Genomic DNA, 15,267 nt, shown 5'->3' on the forward strand with positions numbered 1-15,267 from the left:
TCCCGTCAGCCCGCCTCGATACCGTGCGCGTACCCGTCGACTACATCATCTCCCGGTCGACAACAAGAACAGGGCAGGGGCACGACGGGTCCGTCTCAATCACTTCTCGGAGCCTTCATGAAACACACTACTCGCTTGGCGCTCGCCGTCTCCCTGGGCGCTGCGCAGCAGGCTGTCGCATCCGGTTTTATCGATGACAGCAAAGCCAGCCTCGACCTGCGCAATTTCTATTACAACAACGACATTCGCAACGCCAAGGCCGCGTCGGACAAGGAATGGGGCCAGGCGTTCATGTTCAACTACCAGTCCGGTTTCACCGAGGGTACGGTTGGCCTGGGTCTGGATCTGCAGCAAATGTACGGCCTGCGCCTGGACGCCTCGGGTCGTGCGGGCAAGGTCGGTGAAGACAATACCCCCGGCAGCGTGTTTGCGCTGGATGATGGCAAGGCCGCGCACGACTTCAGCAAAACCGGCGTCACCGGCAAGATGCGTATTGCCCAGACCCAACTGAAAGTCGGCAGCATGATGCCCAAGCTGCCCGTGCTGACCACCGAAGACGGTCGCCTGCTGCCCCAGACCTTTCGTGGTTATCAGGTGGACTCCAAGGACTTCAAGGATTTCAATCTGGTCGCCGGCAAGCTCGAACAGGTGCTGGATCGTAATTCCAGCAATGGCCAGGGCATGTCGATTGCCGGCGCCAACGATCCGAAAAAGGGCAAGGACAGCAACCAGTTCTACTATGGCGGTGTGGACTACGCCGTGACCAAACAACTGCAGTTGCAGTACTACTACGCCAGCCTGGAGAATTTCTACCAGCAGCACTTCCTTGGTCTGGTGCATAACTGGCAGTTGCCGGTGGGGCAGTTCAAGAGCGACCTGCGCTACTTCTACAGCACCGCTGATGGCAAGAATGGCAGCGCTGCCGGGCGTGGCGAAGGCTATGTCAGCTCGGGTTACTACGCGCCCGGTGTCAATGCGGGCAAGGTCGATAACCACCTGTGGAGCGCGATGTTTACCTACGGCTTGAGTGGGCACTCGCTGAGCCTGGGCTACCAAAAGACCACTGGTGAAAGTGACTTCCCGCATATCAACCAGGGGCAGGGCCGCTCGCTTTATTTGATCACCAACTCGCAGTCGCTGAAGTTCGTCAACGCCGGTGAACAAGCCACGGTTGGCAGTTATGCCTATGATTTTGCCAGCCTGGGTGTGCCGGGCCTGCGCTCTAGCGTGACCTATATCCACGGTAACCATATCCGCACCGCAGGTCGCGACAACAGTGAATGGGAGCGCGACTTGCGCTTGGACTATGTGATCCCCAACGGCACCTTGAAGGGCTTGGGATTTACTTGGCGCAGTGCGGTGTTGCGGGGGAATGACACGGCGGACAAGGATGAAACGCGCCTGATCATCAGCTACAGCATCCCGCTGATGTAGGCCTGGGTTTACTGCCGGGCGAAATACCGGGCCGGGCTTTCACCAAATACCGAGCGAAACACCGCGATAAAACTGCTGGAACTTTCATAGCCGATGGCCGCCGCGGTAGTGCTGACACTTTCCCCTGCGGCCAGATGCTCAAGGGCGACCATCATACGCAGGCGCAACCGCCAGGCGCCGAAGCCCATGCGTGTCTGGTCGGCGAACAGGCGCTCCAGGGTGCGGGCGCTGGCGCCGACTTGGAAAGCGATGTCCTTGATGGGGCGGGTATCATTAGGGTTCTGCTTAATCAGGTTAGCCGCGCGCACCGCGCGTTTATCGGTGGGTTCGGGCAGGTAGAACGCGTCTTGCTGCAGCAGCGCCAAGTGGTCCAGCAACACGCTCCCCAGGCGGCTCTCGCGGCTATTGTCGGCGTACTCCCCGGGGAGTTGCGCGCAGGCCAGGATCAATTCGCGCATCAGCGTGCAGACATTCAGCACCGAGCATTGGGCCCAGGCCGGAATACCCGGTGTTGTGGCTTGTACATACACCGTGCGCAACGACACCGTGCGCGCATGCTTGAAGGTATGCGCCACACCCGCCGGTATCCACAGCGCGCGTTGGGGTGGCAGCACCCAGATCCCCTCGGCGGTGAGCACGGTCATCGAGCCTTTGACGGCGTACATGATTTGCGCGTGCTGCTGATGCGTATGGGGCTCGCGCTGCCCAGGCGAGTACTCCCGCGCCAGGCCTTGCACGTGAGCGCTGCCGAGTGGCGGGGATGGAGTTTCTGACATGCTCGGGCCTTATCAGGATTCAAATGTGGGAGCGAGCATTCTCGCCCCCACAGTTTTAACTGCGTTGCGTCAGTTGCGTCCAGTGGAGCGGGCAAAAAGCCGCGGATTGGCCTGGGTGGTTAATACAGCTCCTTGTGAACCCGCCCACAGGCGTTGAGCTTGGCCATATAGTCTTCGGCCGCTGGCGTGCCCAGTTGGCCGAACGTGCCGGCCACGCTGAGCAGGGCTTGGTCGATGGCGTGTTCCAGATTGTGCTTGTTGCCGCACAGGTACAGGTGCGCACCCTGTTCTAACAGCTGCCACAGGTAGGCGCCGTGTTCAATGAGGGCGTCCTGAACGTAGCAGCGCCGTTCGCTGTCGCGGGAAAACGCGGTGAACACCTGCTCCAAAACCCCCAGGCAATGCCAGCGTTCAACGCGCTCCTGGTACAGAAAATCCGATGCCCGGCGCCGGTCGCCAAAGAACAGGCACGCCGGCGACTCGGTTCCTTCTTGTTCGCGTTGCTCCAGTAAACCTATCAGCGGTGCGATACCCGTACCGGCACCAATCAGCACCAAGGGGAAGTCGCTGCCTTTGGGCAAGTGAAAACGCGGGTTGCTGCGGGTGAATATCTGCACCTCGGCCTTGGACTGCGCCCGCGCAAGGTAGCCGCTGGCGGTACCGATGCGTTGGCGCTCGGCCAGGCTATAGGTCACCTCGCGAAAGCATAGGTCGACATGATGCGGATGGCTGTGGCAAGCAATGGAATAGGCCCTTGGCAAGCGTTCGGTCAGCATCTCAACGAGCGCGGGCAGGGTGATGCTGGAGGGGCTGCAGAAGTCCATCATTATGTCCAGCAGATCCTTGCCGTACAGGTAGGCTTCCAAGGCCTTGCGGTTGCTGGTCTTTAGCAGGTTTTTCAAATTGTCGTGAGGGCAAAGCCGGGCAAGCTCTCGCAGCACGGCTTTGCTGAGTTGGCGTAATTCTTTGGTGCGCAATTGTTGCATAGCACCGTCGTCACCCAGCCAAAGAGCGATTTCGGCCAACAGTTGTGGGTCGTTGGGAGCCAGCACATAAAGGTTATCGCCGGCGCGATAGCGAATACCGCTGCCCTCGATGTCCAGACGTACATGATAAGCATGGGGCGCAATCTTGTTCAGCGGCGTGCAAGCGATCACGTGTGAAGTAAAGGCGGCTCGTTCGCCGTAAGCGCTGACCCGAAGGCTCAAGGTGGTGCCCGCACGTGAGTCGCCTCGTAGCACCGCGCTGAAGGCTGTGCACCAAGCCTCGAAGAAGTCATCGAAGTCGCTGTCGGCATCCACTCGGTTGATAAATGCGTTAGCGTGCTTGTCCTGCAGCAGTCTATCCAGAGCTTTGGTAAATCCGCAGAAAGTTGGGTAGGCGGTGTCACCCAGGCCGAAAATCGCGTAATTCAGATGCGCCAGGCTATCGCTTCGGCCCAATTGTTCGAGAAAACGCTCGGCATTGGCCGGCGGCTCACCGTCGCCGAATGAGCTGGAGATAATTACCAGCCGATCAGTCGTGCGCAGCGTGTTGAGGTCCAGGCTGTTGAGGTCTTGCGCCACGAGTTCGAAGGATTGCAAAAAGGCTTGGCGCAACAAACGTTGCGTCAGCCCTAGTGCATTGCCGGACTCAGAGCCGTAACCGATGATGATGCGTGCGTCTGTTCCTGGCATGGTCACTCACCTGTCGTAGTAGTCGTCGAATTGTTCCTTGGAAAACTCCAGGCCATCGAAGTCGCTCATCAGGTCGTTGATAACTCGGCGGATACTGATGTATTCGGTAATTTCGCCCTGGGCATCAAACACCGGTTGCACAGTGGTATCCACGACGTACAGGCCGCCATTTTTGCCGACGTTGGGGATTACGCCGGTCCAGATTTCGCCTTTCTTAATGGTGTCCCACATCTGTTTGTAGGTGCTTTTGGGCACGGCTTCGTGGCGCACGATGCTGTGGGGCTGGCCAAGCAACTCCTCACGGCTATAGCCGGTCAGTTTGCAGAACAGATCATTGACGTAAGTGATATTGCCTTGCAGGTCCGTGGTCGAAATCACCATGACGTTTTCCAGGGCACCAAGGATTTTGTCTTCAATCGTACTCATAGCAACTGTTCCTGTTGTGGGGTGGTTATTCGGGTTGTGCAACCAGGCGGATGCCCTCCATCTGCACCTGCTGGCCCACGGCAAAACGCGCATTGGGGGAGCGCACAATCTTGAGTTCGCCTTGCGCGTCTTTGATCTCGTAAGCGGTATCGGAAAGTCCGGCGGTTTGCTGGACCGAGTGGCCAATCCAAAAACCGGCTGCGGCCCCCGCAATCGCGCCGATCGGCCCGCCGACGGCGCCGACCATCAGGCCGCTGAGCGCGCCATAGCCGCGCCCGGCGGTGTTATCGGGGACTTCGCGGACCACCTCATCGGCCAGCGCGATGCTGGAAAAAACCAGGCTCAGGGAAAGGCAAAGGGGAAGGTGGTGGTTCATGGCGGTTCCAGTGATGGAGGGTTTTGATAAAAGCAATTCACGAACTGTGCCAATAAAAAATTCGTCTATAATCAATACGATAAATTGATTGATGTCATATTGACTATGTATGTAACTAGTCATAATGACATGAGTCGTGGTCATTATGACTATGTCTCGACATCTCAATGGGCACTGATATTAGCGTGGCCCAACAAGACCAAAGATGTGGTGCGAGGCAAAGGAGTGGGCTTCTACGGTTATAAGTGCAGATGTTTAATGTGAGAGGGGCGGTGTTTTAACTGAATTTTATATTTATACAACAGTGCGCCACAAATACTCAGTGAGTGATGAAGGGCGGACGGCGTAGGAGCGATAAAAGGTGACCTGCTTTTGCACGTCACCTGAGCCAATGAGGCTAACAAGCCCATTTCATCCGCACTTAGAAACGCCGAGCTTGGTTTATGGAAAACAAAGCCTGTGTGTTCCGTCAGCAGCCAGCCCACTAGGTTAGATAAGACGGCTTCGCACTGCTCAATACCAATCTTTGCAAGATGTACTTCTGCCTTTGTCGCCCCTTCATCCGAAAAGGCCAGCCCCCTCATAGCTTTCAGTAGATAAAGCTCGATTGGCGAACAGTGATTGCAGCAGCGCATTATTCTTGACATGTACTCCCTCTATTACTTTATCCAGAGTAAAGAATATTCAACTAGCACTGATAGCACTCGGCTGAAGTTGGAAACGCGCCACTTTTGACATCCGAGGCATACAGTGCCACCGCGTGCTGAATATGCTCACGCAGAGTGCCGTAGCTTCGTACGAACTTTGGAGTCCGCTCGAACAGCCCCAGCATGTCGTCAACCACAAGTATTTGACCATCGCAGGTTCTGGAAGCACCAATACCGATCGTAGGCACGCAAACCGCTAGGGTAATTTCGCGTGCCAACTCTTCTAAAACGCCTTCGACAACTATGGCAAAAGCTCCGGCGTCAGCCAGTTGGTGCGCTTCTTTGACTATTTGTTCTCGCTCGGTCTTCAAGCGCCCTTTGATTTTGAACCCGCCGTCAGCGTTTACGGATTGCGGTCGCAAGCCGATATGCCCCATCACCGGTACGCCGCGCTTGACCAAAAACTCGACGGTTTCGGCCATGTATTCATTCACCTCGAGCTTGACCGCGTGACACCCGGTTTCCCGCATGACCCTGACGGCGTTGTCATACGCCTGCTCTTTGCTACGTTCATAACTTCCAAAAGGCAGATCGACAACAACCAGTGCTCGGGTGGCACCCCGCACCACCGCTTGCCCGTGCATGATCATCATCTCAAGGGTTACGCCAATTGTTGTGGGCATACCATGCACAACCATTCCTACAGAATCGCCCACTAATAAAACATCAACGAGGGGATCTAAAAGTCTGGCGATGGGGGTGCTATAGGCGGTCAAACAGACGATTTTTTCATGGCCCTTTCTCTGCCGAATGTGAGGAACAGTGATACGTGCATTATTTAAGTAGATAGACATGGGTTCCGGCTTTTATTGAGTATTGAGTGTTTGACTATCGTGTCAGCGAGCCTGTCCAGTACGTCACAACATCGTTGGACGAGGGACGCGATTTTTGTCGTTTGGGGTTTACCGGGGAGCCTACGTAAATAAAACCTAATAAATGATCTGTCTCGCCGTTGAGTCCCAAGGCACTTGCCACGCTGCGGTCATAGGCATTGTCGCCTGAGGCCCAGTACGCGCCATATTTAAGCAAATGAAGTGCATTCAAAAGGTTCATGGCAGCAGCTCCTGCCGATATGACCTGTTCAATAATGGGAACGTTGGCATTGGCGGCGCAGGCAGCGCCCACGGCAATGATCATCGGTGCGGCCAATGCCTGCGATTGGGATCTTTTTCCACCATCGGTGGCGTTACGTTGGATCGCCGCGCTTGCGAAAACCTCTCCGAGTTTGATGAGTGCGTCATCGCGAATCACGATGAAACGCCACGGGCGGAGGCTGGCGTGGTCTGGCGCTCGCATAGCGACTTCAAACGCTGCATGCAGCTCTGCGTCGGAGGGGGCGGGAAGTTGAAGTGGCCAATGGGATCGTCGACTCATCAAATCAGCCAACACGTCATTCTTCGATAATTCAGCAGGGTTACTACTCATGGCGAATCTCCCGAAACGTGGTGCCTGAAAGAGCGCCGCGTTGCGTCAGTTGAACTCGCCGTTAGTATGTAGACTCATTCTCAGCTACATGCGCGGGATTGGGTCAAAAACTACTTCAAAGCTGCCACTTTCGGGCGGGGTCGTGAGATTTCACCGCGTCTTTGACGCTGCTGTTCAGTTACGCCGAATTCCTTCGTCCAATGCTTCACTTCCCAGGCTTCTGAAGTGTTCACTCGAGCACGGTCTTGAGGGCCACGGTTGTTCAGATCGTCACGTATTCAGCTCCATGCGGGTTGGCCTGGAAAATGTCCAGGCTTCTGCTGATAGAGCCTTGGGATGCGTGCGTAGTTCGCTTGATTTTTGGTAGTGGTAATTCGGTCAGCAGGACGCCGGAGAGGGGGGAATTGCGGAACAGTTTGTGAAATTGCGGAACAGAAAAGATAAGGGCCTGCCCAGGTTTCCCCGGCAAGCCCTTGATATCTGTGGTGCCCGAACCCGGAATCGAACCGGGACGCCCTTACGAGCGGGGGATTTTAAGTCCCATGCGTCTACCAGTTTCGCCATTCGGGCGGTAGCGCGGTGCAGCAGGGGTGCGAATATATAGATCAAGGCGCTTCGGCGCAACCTCGACGCACGCTTTCCTGCACAAAGATTCATCTGAAAAAACCTGTCAGATCAGTGGTCTACGCGGCCTTCTCGTCTGTTCAAACGATATAGGCCCAGCCCAGGAACAAGTCCTGCAAATGGCAGTCATAGCGATATGCCATCCCGGCAGTTCGCTAAGGAGTCAGTTGATGCGCAAGGTCCGTATGCAGTCTTGGATGATCGCTGCAGGCATGGTGGGGCTGTTGGGCGCTGCGATAATCGCTCCGGCGCAGGCGGGGGTTGCGGTGAAGTGGGGGCAGTTCGAGGCGTCGACGGGGGACGTGTTGACCGGTGCCTCGACGGATGGGGACGATAGATATGTGTTGAGACCGTCGAGTATTAAAGTCAGGGATATCGAGGCGTTGCAGGAGGCCCAGAAGGTTGGCCTCAGCGAATTGCAGAGCCTCAAGAGCAAAGTAGAGGGCCAAGACCGCGCTTTCGAGGAATTCAAACGCAAGGATGGCTCCAGCACCAGCAGCAATGACAGCCAGGTTGCCAGCCTCAAGCGTGCGTTGGACGAGCAGAAAAGCACCATCGATCGGCAGAAAAGCGAGATCGAGGGGCTCAAGCGCAGCCTGGATGATTTGAAGCGCAATGTGGACACGTTGAGCAGCAAGGTGAAGTGATGAATCGCTGCGACGCACGGTCGTCACTGCGCTGACAGCGGGTGTAAGGTGGAGTGTGTAACGCTTGGAAATCTCAGGAAACGGAGGTGACTATGAGCGCTCCACCGCTGAAAAAACTGCACCTGAATGGGTACGAAGTCGTGCAGGTCAATTACGGTCCGTGGCGGGTGTGTACCCATAAGGACCGGTTGGCGTCGCTCAGTTCCCGCGAGCAGGCGCTGGCCTATGCCGCCACGCTGCCAACACATAAGGCCCGCGCCGGGCCAGTGTCCAATGATGATTGAGTAAAGTGAGTGTGGGAGGGCGCAAGCGTCCTCCCACATTTTTGCGCCAGCTGGAAACCGCTGCCGCGTTAGTCAATCAGCGCCAGCAAGTCGGTATCACCCACGTCCACCCCGGCCTGACTCAACAGCGTGGTCACCTGGCCGCGATGGTGGGTCTGGTGGTTAAAAAAATGCAGCAGCAGGGCGAAGAAGGGTTTCTCTTGGGCTGCACCGCGCATGTTGTGATAGCGCAAGGGCTGGTCCAGATCGGTTTCCTGCAGGTTGTCGGTCCAATTGAGGATCAGTTGATCCAGCCAGGCGCGATGGGCGGAGAGTTCACGGATGTCGGCGAACGCCAACTGCCTCAGGTCGGTGGGTGTGGCGATGGCGCTCAGGGGTAGCAGTGCCGAAAAAGCGGTCGGGTGTTCGGCAAAGCGCTTGAGCCAGACTGTGTCGCCCAGCGCCAGGTGATTCAGGGTGCCAAGGATCGAGCCGAAAAACGCTTGTCGGTCGGCGGCCAGCGCCGCGTCTGTCAGCTGGGCGGCGGCCGCGTAGACCTTGCGATTCATCCACTGGTTGTAGTTGGCCATCAACGCAATGTGCTCAATGCGGTTCACCGGTAACTCCTTCAATGGCAGGGTGACGCCATCATAAAGCTTGCCCGCCCGGCGGTCATGGTGTTCCATCAAGGGCGGACTAAGGTTGATTAACGCCACTATCCGCCCTGGAGGGCGACACCATGAATACCAGCGATCTACTGGAACAACTGTTGCGCGGCGCAGGCCAGGGCGGCGCTTCTTCGGGCGGCGGCCTGGGTGGTGGTTTGGGCGGTCTGCTGGGCGGCCTGCTTAAAGGCACCCGCAGCGGCAATACGTCTGGCGGTGGCGGTTTGGGGGATTTGTTGGGTGGGCTTGGCGGCATGTTGGGCGGTGGCGCGGCGACGCGCCCGGCGCAAGGGCGTGCAGGCGGTATGAACTACGCCGCGTTGGCGTCTCTCGGGATGATGGCCTTCAAGGCATACCAGGCCTGGCAGAGCCAGCAGGCGAGTCAGCCGCAGCAAGCCTTCCAGACGGCCGACCAGCTTTCCGGCGCGCAAATCGAAGCACACAGCCATGCGGTGCTGCGCGCACTGATCGCTGCCGCCAAGGCTGACGGCCGAATCGATGAGAAAGAGCAGCAGCTGATTTCCAACGAACTGGGCAAGCACACGGACGACCCGCAATTGCAGCAGTGGCTTGACGCTGAGGTCGCCAAGCCACTGGATGCCGCGGATTTCGCCGAGTTTGCCGGCGACCCGGCCGTGGCGGCCGAGGTGTATCTGGCCAGCGTCATGCTGGTGGATGATCAGCAGGACGCGGAACGCAATTACCTTGACGATCTAGCCGCCCAGCTGCAAATCGATCCGCAGTTGCAACTGCACCTGGAGCAGCAGACCAAGGCCTAGAACCTCAGCGTCGCACCTGTGGTCAGCCACTGGTCACGTTCACCGATCAGGCTGCGCCCGACCACAAGGTCCACGTCGACAAGCTTGCCGATGTGGAACCGCGGCCCGGCCTGCCATGCCTGATCGCCGCCTTCCTGGCCGTAGCGCTCGGCGATCAGCGTAAGTACCTCTGCAATCTGATATTCAACCCCCGTGCCCCACGTCAAATGGTGCTTCTGGTCGCCATCGTTGTACGCATGATTCCAACCCGCATTCAGGTTCACGCGCAAAGCGTCCAGGGCTTGCCACGTCAGCGGAATGTTGAAGTCAGCACCATCGAACGCATGCTGTCTCTCCAGGGCAAAGTGCGCCCCGGCGGCAATTGCGATTTCAAGCCCGAGGTCTTGCCGTGACAGCACCTGCAGCTTCAATTGCGGGCTGACCTGAGTCTCGCCTTTTCCTTCGGCAGTTGCGCGCGACAACGCCGTTCCCCACTGCAATGATGGCAAGCCGCTAAACGTACAGGCCGGTGAAAGCACCTCGTTATGTGTACCGCCATCGTGCCGATTGGCGGTGTACCAGGCGTCGACGTTACATTCTCCAGGAGCGTTGATAGCACCATCGTCGACTACATAAGCGCCCCCAGCTGCATGCGCTTTGGCGAAGAACGCGAGCGCCAGGACAACGCCCAGGCTCACCCCGATAAACATCAAGTTACGGCGTAAGGCTCGGCGCTTGGCGGGCGGCAATAGCAGCAGGGTAGGGCGTACGCTGCGTGAATGACGCGCGCGATAGTTGGCGAACCCGTCCGCCTGCTTTGGGTTGCGTTGCTTGTGCATGATGCACCTCGCTTGAATTCAGCTTTCTACGGTCAGCACCGAAATGCCGTTGGCTTTGGCCTGACTGACCAGTTCCGAGGTGTCGTCACCGCCCGGCAGGGCGATGATCACGTCGGGGTGGCTGTCGGCGAGCATGAAATGGTTGCGCTGGCGTTCTGCCTGCTTGCCGTGGCGTTGCCAGTTCGGCGGATACCGCACCACGTCGATCCCGATGTCGCGGGCCCATTCCTCAACGTCACTGCCCAGGAACTGGTTACCGCCGTGGATCAGCACCTGCACAGGGCGCAGGCGGTGGTAGGCGTCCAGCACTTGGCGGGTTTTTTTGCTGTCGGCGTAATGACGACCTGCACAGATCAACACGCGCATGAATAAATCCTTGTGTTGCACGGTGAGGGCCAAGCGGCCGTCACCGTTGGAACGGGGAGATCAGTACCACTGCTTGAAGCGGCGGATGTAGATCGTCTTCATCAGTTGGGGCGACGCAGCAGTAAGCCAGGAGCGTGCCCACCAACCATGGGAAGTACGCCAGCGGCAGCGGCTGCAGGCCCACCAGGGTGCCCAGCGGCGAGAACGGCACATAGATGCCCAGGGCAATGACGATGCAGGTCATCATCAACACCGGCCACGCGGCCGTGCTCTGGAAGAACGGGATCTTGCGGGTGCGCAACATATGCACCACAAGGGTTTGCGAAAGCAGGCCCTCGATAAACCAGCCGGACTGGAACAGGGTCTGCATTTCCACGCTGTTGGCCGAGAACACGTACCACATCAGGGCAAAGGTGGTGATGTCGAAGATCGACGAGGTCGGCCCGATCCAGATCATGAAGCGGCCGATGTTTTTCGCGTCCCACTTGCGCGGTTTGGCCAGGTATTCCTTGTCCATCTTGTCCCACGGCAGGGCCAGTTGGGAGATGTCGTACATCAGGTTTTGCAGCAGCAGGTGAATAGCCAGCATCGGCATGAACGGAATGAACGCACTGGCCACCAGCACCGAGAACACGTTGCCAAAGTTGGAGCTGGCGGTCATGTTCAGGTACTTCATGATATTGCCGAAGGTTTCGCGGCCCTTAAGCACGCCCTCTTCCAGCACCATCAGGCTCTTTTCCAGCAGGATGATGTCGGCCGACTCCTTGGCGATGTCCGTGCCGCTGTCCACCGAAATACCCACGTCGGCATCGCGCAGCGCGGGCGCATCGTTGATCCCGTCGCCGAGAAAACCGACCGTGTGGCCGTTGGCTTGCAGCGCCTTGAGCACCCGCGATTTCTGCAGCGGCGTCAGCTTGGCGAACACCGTGCGCTCCTCCACCCGGCGTAGCAGCGTGGCGTCGTCCATCGCTTCGATTTCTACACCCAGCAGCGGTTGGCCCGGTTCGAGGCCCACCTGGCGGCAGATCTTGCTGGTGACCACCGCGTTGTCGCCGGTCAGGACTTTGACTGCCACGCCGATTTGCTGCAGTGCGGCAATCGCCGGGCCGGCGGTTTCCTTTGGTGGATCGAGGAAGGTCAGGAAGCCATGGATCACCAGGTTACGTTCGTCGGCGGTGGTGTACTGCTCACGTGCCAGCGCTTTAGGGATGGTGCGGGTGGCTACCACGAGTACGCGGAAACCGTCCTCGTTGTAGTCATTGGCGATCGCCAGCAACTGCTCGCGGCGGCGCTCATCCAGCGGCACGGCGACGCCGTCTTCCATGGTGTGGGTGCAAATGCCCAGCATCTCTTCCACGGCGCCCTTGCACACCAGCAAATGATCGCCGGCAGCGTCCTTGACCATGATCGACAGGCGCCGGCGCACGAAATCGAACGGCAACTCATCGACCTTGCTGTAGGCAAACGGCACCTGGAACTTGGGATTGCGCTCGGCAAACTGCACCACGGCCTGGTCCATCAGGTTTTTCATGCCGCTCTGGTGAAAGCTGTTGAGCCAGGCCAGGGACAGCACCGCATCATCACGCTGGCCGCAGGCGTTGACGTGGTGTTCGAGGATGATCTTGTCCTGGGTCAAGGTGCCGGTCTTGTCGGTGCACAGCACGTCCATCGAGCCGAAGTTCTGGATCGCATTGAGGCGCTTGACCACCACTTTGCGCTTGGCCATGGCCGTGGCGCCCTTGGCCAGGTTAGCGCTGACGATCATCGGCAGCATTTCCGGGGTCAGGCCAACGGCGACCGCAAGGGCGAACAGGAAGGCATCGCCCCAGTTACCTTTGGAGAAGCCATTGAGGAAGAACACGATTGGCACCATCACCAGCATGAAGCGGATCAGCAGCCAGCTGACGCTGTTCACGCCGCGGTCGAACGCGGTTTGCACCCGTGAGCCGACAATCGCTTTGGCCAGCGAGCCGAAATACGTGCGCGGCCCGGTGGCGACCACCACGGCGGTCGCCCGGCCGCTGACCACGTTGGTGCCCATAAAGCAGATGTTGGGCAGGTCCAGCAGGTTGCCCTGGCTGGCTGGCAGGGGCGATGCGGACTTTTGCGTGACATCGCCCAAGGTGTCGTATTTCTCCACCGGCAGGGCTTCGCCGGTCAGCACCGCCTGGCTGATAAACAGGTCGCGCGATTCGATCAGGCGGATGTCGGCGGGGATCATGTCGCCAGCCGACAGCTGCACGATGTCACCGGCCACCAGGTCGCGCATCGGCACTTCGCGCAGGGCCGGCTCGGCGCCAACCTGCTCGCGGCGCAGCACGGTGGCGGTGGTACGCACCATGGCTTTAAGCGCCTCGGCGGACTTGGCCGAGCGGTGTTCCTGCCAGAAACGCAGCAGGCTGCTGAGCAGCACCATGGTCATAATGATGACGACTTTGGTGGGGTCGGCTTCTTCGCCGTCTTGCATCGGTAGCCAGCAGTCGGTGATGAAGCTGATGCCGCCCAGGGTCAGCAAGACGTAGATGAAGGGATTGTTCAGTGCCTGCAGGAACTGCACGATGGCGTGAGGCGGCTTGTCATGCGCCACTTCGTTGTAGCCTTCCCGTTGCAGGCGTGCCTCGGCGTCCAGTTCGGTCAGGCCATCCCGCGTGGCGCGTACGTTGGCCAAGGTGGCCGACAGGCCATTCTGGGCTTCGCGGGCGGCGCGCATCGACAGTTTGGTGCCGTCGTCGGTGGTTTTTTTCTTGTGCAGTGGCGTGTTTTTTACGGCGCTCATGTCTGTACTCCTGTCGCCAACTCTCGACAAAACATACCCGGTACTTACCTGAAGACAGGCGAGCGAAAGCATGCCGAGCCGCGAACTTCGCGATCGGTTTAAATAGAAGTCTGTGTAACTTTTACAGGGCGCGCTGGCGGTGAGTTAATTAACTTTCGCGCAGCGAACTACGACTGGATAGGTTCATAAGGAACTCCAGAACATCAATAAGAAAGTTGCTGTTTCCAGTCAGGTCAGGCGGCGCGAGCGCTCATATAAAGAGCGAGCATCACGCCAGCTTGCGCCAGGCTGGAAACCTTGGGTCTCTGCGGGTCTTGAGGGTCGGCATGATCCCAGTGCTGCACCAGTTGTCCGCTTTCAGGGCAGACACACCAGTGCGCCAGCGGACGGGCCGGGCGTACTTGAAGGGAAGATGAGGCAACGCCCGCACGGGCAGGCGAAAAGCCTGCCGGCGCACGGCACAGCTTGGCTCGCAGGGCTGCGGCCAGCGTAGGTACATCAGGTAAAACAAGGGTTTTGAAGGTCATAACACACCTCGGGACCGGACAAGCGACCGGTGAGGCAGTTACGGTGGAGCATCAGCTCTAGCGCAGCTTACCGGACCTGGAAGGCGAGTCCCGTCATATTCTGGGTTTGGCGCCCGACGCCCGCTGAGGCGGTACTCGGACAGCGACTAGATACTGTGTCCATTGGCTTCTTTTGTGAGGTTTAAAAAAGGCCCCAGTTGCGGGCAGGGGGAATTTACTCAGGCAGTTACAGAATGTCAACGCATGGTTAATTAAATTAGCCGATGTTCAGAGTTCATTCAGTTAAGTGACCGCCTATATAATTTCAAATACCCTGCGCCGCGAGGATCGCCAAGTAGAGCAATACCACGCCGCAGGCGCCATAGCTGACGCGCTGCCAAGTCGGCGAAGCATTCTTGCGCAATACATTGACCAGGGCGGCGGTCAAAAAGCATGACAAGACTGATGCCAGCATGAAGCCTGCAAAAAACATCAGCGTTTGCCCATGGCTCGGGGTGGTGCCGACGATGCCTGACAACGCACTGCCCAAGGCGCCCCAGTAAACAATGTTCTTCGGATTGGCCAGGGAAATTGCCGCGCCTACGGCCAGGGCGTTTCTTCCGGAACTTGCGGGTGCATCGTCAAGTTGCGGCAACCGCCAGGCATCAATCAGACCGCGCAGGCCCAGCCAGGCCAGGTACAGCGCGCAGATGACTGTCAGCGGCACGCGCACCGCGTCATGCTGGATCAACAGCGCGATGCCAGTCAGGCCGATCACCGCCCACACAGCGTCGCCCACCAGCGAGCCAATCTGCACCAGCAGTGCTGGCGTGAAGCCGTGGAGCAAGCCACGGCGCAGGGTTTCAGCGAGCACCGCGCCGGGAGAGAGACAAAACACAAAACCGAAAACCAGCGCGTAGAAGAAGATTGTCAGCATGCTCGCGTCCTTCCATGAAAGTGCGCGAGCATACGTCAGTGCGGGGAGGGGTTTCCATGGGAAGCG

Annotated in this window: 17 protein-coding genes, 1 tRNA gene and 1 pseudogene; 4 read left to right on the forward strand and 15 right to left on the reverse strand. The window is 58.3% G+C overall.

Annotation, left to right across the window (positions count from 1 at the left end):
- Positions 1-117 precede the first annotated feature (117 nt).
- Complete coding sequence (locus QF045_RS15690; protein ID WP_306493005.1) at positions 118-1,434, forward strand: OprD family porin; 1,317 nt, start codon at positions 118-120, stop codon at positions 1,432-1,434.
- 8 nt (positions 1,435-1,442) lie between these two features.
- Here QF045_RS15690 and QF045_RS15695 read toward each other — a convergent pair whose 3' ends face one another.
- The 9 genes from QF045_RS15695 to QF045_RS15735 form a co-directional block, all read right to left on the reverse strand.
- A complete protein-coding gene (locus QF045_RS15695; RefSeq protein ID WP_306493006.1) occupies positions 1,443-2,210 on the reverse strand; it encodes a helix-turn-helix domain-containing protein in 768 nt (255 codons plus the stop codon).
- A gap of 119 nt (positions 2,211-2,329) precedes the next feature.
- A complete protein-coding gene (locus QF045_RS15700; RefSeq protein WP_306493007.1) occupies positions 2,330-3,886 on the reverse strand; it encodes a sulfite reductase flavoprotein subunit alpha in 1,557 nt (518 codons plus the stop codon).
- 6 nt (positions 3,887-3,892) lie between these two features.
- Entirely contained in the window at positions 3,893-4,312 is a 420-nt protein-coding gene (locus tag QF045_RS15705) for a PAS domain S-box protein (RefSeq protein WP_306493008.1), read from the reverse strand.
- A 25-nt stretch (positions 4,313-4,337) separates the two neighbouring features.
- A complete protein-coding gene (locus QF045_RS15710; protein ID WP_306493009.1) occupies positions 4,338-4,832 on the reverse strand; it encodes a hypothetical protein in 495 nt (164 codons plus the stop codon).
- Between the two features lie 95 nt (positions 4,833-4,927).
- On the reverse strand, positions 4,928-5,335 hold the full coding sequence (locus QF045_RS15715; protein ID WP_306493010.1) for a hypothetical protein: 408 nt from the start codon (positions 5,333-5,335) through the stop codon (positions 4,928-4,930).
- Positions 5,336-5,376: 41 nt separating this feature from the next.
- The gene (panB, locus tag QF045_RS15720) at positions 5,377-6,189 is read right to left on the reverse strand and encodes a 3-methyl-2-oxobutanoate hydroxymethyltransferase (RefSeq protein WP_306493011.1); all 813 of its coding nucleotides are present in this window, start codon (positions 6,187-6,189) and stop codon (positions 5,377-5,379) included.
- A 34-nt stretch (positions 6,190-6,223) separates the two neighbouring features.
- Entirely contained in the window at positions 6,224-6,820 is a 597-nt protein-coding gene (locus QF045_RS15725) for a nitroreductase (RefSeq protein WP_306493012.1), read from the reverse strand.
- 110 nt (positions 6,821-6,930) lie between these two features.
- Positions 6,931-7,053, reverse strand: a complete 123-nt coding sequence (locus tag QF045_RS15730) for a DUF3606 domain-containing protein (RefSeq protein WP_373424447.1) — start codon at positions 7,051-7,053, stop codon at positions 6,931-6,933.
- Between the two features lie 250 nt (positions 7,054-7,303).
- Positions 7,304-7,390: transfer RNA gene (locus QF045_RS15735), tRNA-Leu, on the reverse strand.
- 224 nt (positions 7,391-7,614) lie between these two features.
- On the opposite strand from QF045_RS15735, the gene QF045_RS15740 reads away from it, so the two are divergent.
- A complete protein-coding gene (locus tag QF045_RS15740) occupies positions 7,615-8,091 on the forward strand; it encodes a hypothetical protein (protein WP_306493013.1) in 477 nt (158 codons plus the stop codon).
- 92 nt (positions 8,092-8,183) lie between these two features.
- Positions 8,184-8,375, forward strand: coding sequence for a DUF2188 domain-containing protein (locus QF045_RS15745; protein ID WP_306493014.1), 192 nt, complete (start codon positions 8,184-8,186; stop codon positions 8,373-8,375).
- Positions 8,376-8,443: 68 nt separating this feature from the next.
- Here the strand turns inward: QF045_RS15745 and QF045_RS15750 are convergent, their stop codons facing one another.
- Positions 8,444-8,971 carry a DinB family protein gene (locus QF045_RS15750; RefSeq protein WP_306493015.1) on the reverse strand — a complete coding sequence of 176 codons (528 nt, stop codon included), beginning with the start codon at positions 8,969-8,971 and terminating at the stop codon, positions 8,444-8,446.
- Positions 8,972-9,093: 122 nt separating this feature from the next.
- On the opposite strand from QF045_RS15750, the gene QF045_RS15755 reads away from it, so the two are divergent.
- Positions 9,094-9,798 (forward strand): tellurite resistance TerB family protein, encoded by a 705-nt coding sequence (locus tag QF045_RS15755; RefSeq protein WP_306493016.1) that lies wholly within the window; start codon positions 9,094-9,096, stop codon positions 9,796-9,798.
- Here QF045_RS15755 and QF045_RS15760 read toward each other — a convergent pair.
- From QF045_RS15760 to QF045_RS15780, 5 genes and pseudogenes are all read right to left on the reverse strand, one after another.
- Positions 9,795-10,616: a hypothetical protein gene (locus tag QF045_RS15760; protein ID WP_306493017.1), complete on the reverse strand. Its 822-nt coding sequence runs from the start codon at positions 10,614-10,616 to the stop codon at positions 9,795-9,797. The two genes, QF045_RS15755 and QF045_RS15760, sit on opposite strands and share 4 nt — an antisense overlap.
- Positions 10,617-10,634: 18 nt before the next feature.
- Positions 10,635-10,982, reverse strand: a complete 348-nt coding sequence (locus QF045_RS15765) for an SLOG family protein (protein ID WP_306493018.1) — start codon at positions 10,980-10,982, stop codon at positions 10,635-10,637.
- Positions 10,983-11,042: 60 nt separating this feature from the next.
- A pseudogene (gene mgtA, locus QF045_RS15770) lies at positions 11,043-13,758 on the reverse strand (magnesium-translocating P-type ATPase).
- 233 nt (positions 13,759-13,991) lie between these two features.
- The gene (locus QF045_RS15775) at positions 13,992-14,285 is read right to left on the reverse strand and encodes a hypothetical protein (RefSeq protein WP_306493019.1); all 294 of its coding nucleotides are present in this window, start codon (positions 14,283-14,285) and stop codon (positions 13,992-13,994) included.
- 304 nt (positions 14,286-14,589) lie between these two features.
- Positions 14,590-15,201 (reverse strand): LysE family transporter, encoded by a 612-nt coding sequence (locus tag QF045_RS15780; RefSeq protein WP_306493020.1) that lies wholly within the window; start codon positions 15,199-15,201, stop codon positions 14,590-14,592.
- Positions 15,202-15,267: the final 66 nt, after the last annotated feature.

This window comes from Pseudomonas sp. W4I3 (assembly GCF_030816195.1).
GTDB lineage: Bacteria > Pseudomonadota > Gammaproteobacteria > Pseudomonadales > Pseudomonadaceae > Aquipseudomonas.

Excerpts from the sequence above, each read along its gene's own strand:
- panB (WP_306493011.1), bottom strand. The coding sequence starts at position 6,189 with ATGTCTATCTACTTAAATAATGCACGTATCACTGTTCCTCACATTCGG.
- QF045_RS15700 (WP_306493007.1), bottom strand. The coding sequence starts at position 3,886 with ATGCCAGGAACAGACGCACGCATCATCATCGGTTACGGCTCTGAGTCC.
- QF045_RS15755 (WP_306493016.1), top strand. The coding sequence starts at position 9,094 with ATGAATACCAGCGATCTACTGGAACAACTGTTGCGCGGCGCAGGCCAG.
- QF045_RS15760 (WP_306493017.1), bottom strand. The coding sequence starts at position 10,616 with ATGCACAAGCAACGCAACCCAAAGCAGGCGGACGGGTTCGCCAACTAT.
- QF045_RS15725 (WP_306493012.1), bottom strand. The coding sequence starts at position 6,820 with ATGAGTAGTAACCCTGCTGAATTATCGAAGAATGACGTGTTGGCTGAT.
- QF045_RS15775 (WP_306493019.1), bottom strand. The coding sequence starts at position 14,285 with ATGACCTTCAAAACCCTTGTTTTACCTGATGTACCTACGCTGGCCGCA.
- QF045_RS15765 (WP_306493018.1), bottom strand. The coding sequence starts at position 10,982 with ATGCGCGTGTTGATCTGTGCAGGTCGTCATTACGCCGACAGCAAAAAA.
- QF045_RS15740 (WP_306493013.1), top strand. The coding sequence starts at position 7,615 with ATGCGCAAGGTCCGTATGCAGTCTTGGATGATCGCTGCAGGCATGGTG.
- QF045_RS15715 (WP_306493010.1), bottom strand. The coding sequence starts at position 5,335 with ATGTCAAGAATAATGCGCTGCTGCAATCACTGTTCGCCAATCGAGCTT.
- QF045_RS15745 (WP_306493014.1), top strand. The coding sequence starts at position 8,184 with ATGAGCGCTCCACCGCTGAAAAAACTGCACCTGAATGGGTACGAAGTC.
- QF045_RS15780 (WP_306493020.1), bottom strand. The coding sequence starts at position 15,201 with ATGCTGACAATCTTCTTCTACGCGCTGGTTTTCGGTTTTGTGTTTTGT.
- QF045_RS15695 (WP_306493006.1), bottom strand. The coding sequence starts at position 2,210 with ATGTCAGAAACTCCATCCCCGCCACTCGGCAGCGCTCACGTGCAAGGC.
- QF045_RS15710 (WP_306493009.1), bottom strand. The coding sequence starts at position 4,832 with ATGACCACGACTCATGTCATTATGACTAGTTACATACATAGTCAATAT.
- QF045_RS15690 (WP_306493005.1), top strand. The coding sequence starts at position 118 with ATGAAACACACTACTCGCTTGGCGCTCGCCGTCTCCCTGGGCGCTGCG.
- QF045_RS15705 (WP_306493008.1), bottom strand. The coding sequence starts at position 4,312 with ATGAGTACGATTGAAGACAAAATCCTTGGTGCCCTGGAAAACGTCATG.